General features: G+C 59.8%; 4 protein-coding genes. 2 read left to right on the top strand and 2 right to left on the bottom strand.

Annotated elements, in window-relative coordinates; all coding sequences use genetic code 11:
* Positions 1-820 precede the first annotated feature (820 nt).
* The gene (locus AAC083_RS10990; protein WP_108536604.1) at positions 821-1,423 is read left to right on the top strand and encodes a nitroreductase family protein; all 603 of its coding nucleotides are present in this window, start codon (positions 821-823) and stop codon (positions 1,421-1,423) included.
* A 111-nt stretch (positions 1,424-1,534) separates the two neighbouring features.
* On the opposite strand, the gene AAC083_RS10985 is transcribed toward AAC083_RS10990, so the two are convergent.
* Positions 1,535-2,185, bottom strand: coding sequence for an HAD-IA family hydrolase (locus AAC083_RS10985; RefSeq protein ID WP_108536603.1), 651 nt, complete (start codon positions 2,183-2,185; stop codon positions 1,535-1,537).
* A 32-nt stretch (positions 2,186-2,217) separates the two neighbouring features.
* A complete protein-coding gene (locus tag AAC083_RS10980) occupies positions 2,218-2,463 on the bottom strand; it encodes a hypothetical protein (RefSeq protein ID WP_108536602.1) in 246 nt (81 codons plus the stop codon).
* Between the two features lie 116 nt (positions 2,464-2,579).
* Here AAC083_RS10980 and AAC083_RS10975 point away from each other — a divergent pair.
* A partial coding sequence (locus tag AAC083_RS10975; RefSeq protein WP_146181655.1) for a LysR family transcriptional regulator occupies positions 2,580-3,034 on the top strand: 455 nt, incomplete at its 3' end.

Below are 3,034 nucleotides of genomic sequence, written 5' to 3'. Positions count from 1 at the left end.
CCCACCAGGGCGCCGGTATCGCCTCCCAGCTCCTTGCCGATCATGGTGCCCGCCACGCCACCGGCACCACCGCCGAGTATGGTGTTGAGGGTTTCCGAGGCCTGCACTGCGCCGCTCACCAGCAACAGGGAGCCCAACAGGGCCAGGGCGCTCATGCCGTGCTTTTTCATCTCCATGGGGTACTCCTGTCAAACCTGATTAATTTCCCCTGCACTATACAAATCGCCGCTCACTCCGCCAGTGGCCCCCGCGGCCTGGCACCTCATACAAAAGCATCCGAGCCAGAAAAAGGCGCTCAAGATGAAAATCTAATTATTTGAAAATAAAGATAAAAATATCCGAAGCAGCACAAGGTGAGCGGTATCTCTCCCAGGCCCAGACTGTCGCAGCCCGCTACGCTCACGCCGGGATAAGACAGATATTGTCAGCGAAGGGGAGCCAGACTCACCGCCACTCTCCGGTGACGAAGAGGGATGCCAGCGATCCCGCCCCAGCCACTTGCGCTGATAGCGGCAGTCGTCGGCCCGCTCGAACAGAAAGAGGGCGAACAGCCGGTGTGACAGTATCTGATGGTGAAAATACCGGATTACTCATTGATTTAAATACGCTGAACGAGGGCTAAGTGACAAAAAAGATAACAATGTGAGCGCACTCATTCAGGCTGCACATATGTATATCCACAAAAAGTAAAAACAGTGACCACTGTGCGTTGACGGTTAAGCGGGAAGGCGGTGTTATAGTCTATAGCTTGCACAATCGTAGCCGGATGGCCTTCTCTCTGGCCACCGAATGCGATTATCTGTCAAACCAAGGAGATGTTATGAGCAGTCCGTTTATCGAACAGATCAAAGCACGTCGTACCATCTATGCCCTGGGCGACCAGGTCTCTCACACGCCGGAGCAGCTGACGGCCCTCATCCAGGATGCCATCAAGCACAGCCCCTCCTCTTTCAACTCCCAGAGCTCCCGCGCCGTCATTCTGTTTGGCGCCCAGCACCACACGCTGTGGGACATCGTCAAGGCGGAGCTGAAGAAGATAGTACCGCCGGAGGCCTATGCCCAAAGTGAAGCCAAGGTGGATGGCAGCTTCCGGGCCGGCTTCGGTACCGTGCTCTTCTTCGAAGACACCGACGTCATCAAATATCTGCAACAGAAATTCGCGCTATATGCCGACAACTTCCCCATCTGGTCCGAACATGCCACCGGCATTGCCCAGTTTGCGGTCTGGACGACCCTGGCTCAGGAGAAGATCGGCGCCTCCCTGCAGCACTACAACCCGCTGATCGACGAAGCAGTGCGCAAGGAGTGGAACCTGCCCGCCAGCTGGCTGTTGCGCGCCCAGATGCCCTTTGGCAGCATCAAGCAACCGGCCGGTGACAAGACCTTCATGGATGACGCCGCGCGTTTCCGCGTCTTCAAGTAACGCTTCAGATAACAAACGCCCCCGGAGTTCGGGGGCGTTTTTATTGCGGCATGCTGCGCTGATGGCGATAGCTCATAGCGCAATATGCGGCCGTAGCGCGCTCTCCGGCGCTCAGGTGGGCAGCGTCACCAGCAGGGACTCGCCTTCCCCCAACTCCACCTTCACCTCGCGCCAATCGCGGATCACCGCCACCACCGCCGGATTGAGCGGCTCATCACCCCCTACCTGCACCACGGTGCAGCCTGCATGCAGGGCGCTCTCGATACCGGCCGGCGCATCCTCGACTACCAGACAGCAAGCGGGCGACCGGCCAAGCCGTTCGGCGCCCAGCAGATAGGGTTCGGGATCGGGTTTGCCATTGGTCACCGCTTCGGCCCCCACCAGCACGGCGGGCAACGGCAAACCGGCACAATTCAGGCGATGGCGAGCAACCCGATCACTGGCGGAGGTCACGATGGCCCAACGCTGTGGCGGCAAGCGGCGCAGCAGCTCGTCACACCCGGTGATGGCCTCGCCACCGGTATGCAGCATCTCCAGCTCGTCGAGCCGCGCGGCCTCCCACTCCACATCCAGTTGCGGGGCCAGCGCCCGGATCACCTCCCGCGAGCGCATGCCGTGGCACATCGCCAGCACCGGCTCGGGGGCAAGCTGATGATGCTGGCACCAGAGCCGCCACACCTTCTCCACATCACCGGTCGAGCAGACCAGGGTGCCATCCATATCGAGCAGCAGGGCGGATACCGACAAGGTGATGTTACTCATGCCGGCACTCATTTCTGTTCTCAGATTGGCGCTCATGCTGGCACCTCTGTCAGATCGGACGCAGCGCCAGAGAGCGCATCGGCAAAAGCCTGTTGCTGGGCGGCACGCTCATAACAGGCCAGCGCCTGCTCGGCACTGCCAGCCCACACCTGCAAGGGACCGACCACAAACCCCTGTTGCAACAGGCTGGTGAGCAGCTCCCCCGTCTCAGGTGCTGCCAATGGCTGGGCCAGCACCAGGGTTCCCTTGATCAAAAAAAGATAACGTTGAGTCGACATGATATGGCTCCTTGTTTCAGGTCGGAGGGAGCCGCGACTCCCTTTACCGGACCATTAGAACAAGTCGATTAGATAATTTATAATCAATAAATCACCACTTTAGATAACCATATGGAATGAAATTCGACCTGAGGCAACTGCAGGCATTCGTGATGCTGGCCGAGACCGCCAACTACCGGGAAGCCGCCAGCCGGCTGTTCATCACCCAACCGGCCCTGACCAAGCAGATCCAGGGGCTGGAGCAGGCCCTTGGCAGCACCCTGTTCAATCGCGGTCGCCACGGCGCCGGATTAACGGCCATCGGCGCCCAGCTGCTCACCCAGGCGAGCGCACTGGTCGAACACGGCAGGGAGTTTGAAAGCCACGCGCTGGCGGTGGCGAGTGGCGTGGCCGGGCGGCTCAAGATTGGTTTCGGCCTGTCGAGCTTTGCACTGGCCCCTGCGCTGGTGGCCCGCTTCAAACAGCAGGTCACGGACGTGATGGTCCATCTGCAGGATATGCCCTCCGCCATCCAGCAGGAGCAGCTGCTCTCCGGCCAGTTGCAGCTTGGCTTTATGCGCAGGCCCCAGAT

This window comes from Aeromonas sp. HMWF014 (assembly GCF_963878295.1).
In the GTDB taxonomy this organism is placed as follows: domain Bacteria; phylum Pseudomonadota; class Gammaproteobacteria; order Enterobacterales; family Aeromonadaceae; genus Aeromonas; species Aeromonas popoffii.
Note: the sequence above shows the minus strand (reverse complement) of the source record. Positions and strands in the feature narration are given on the sequence as shown.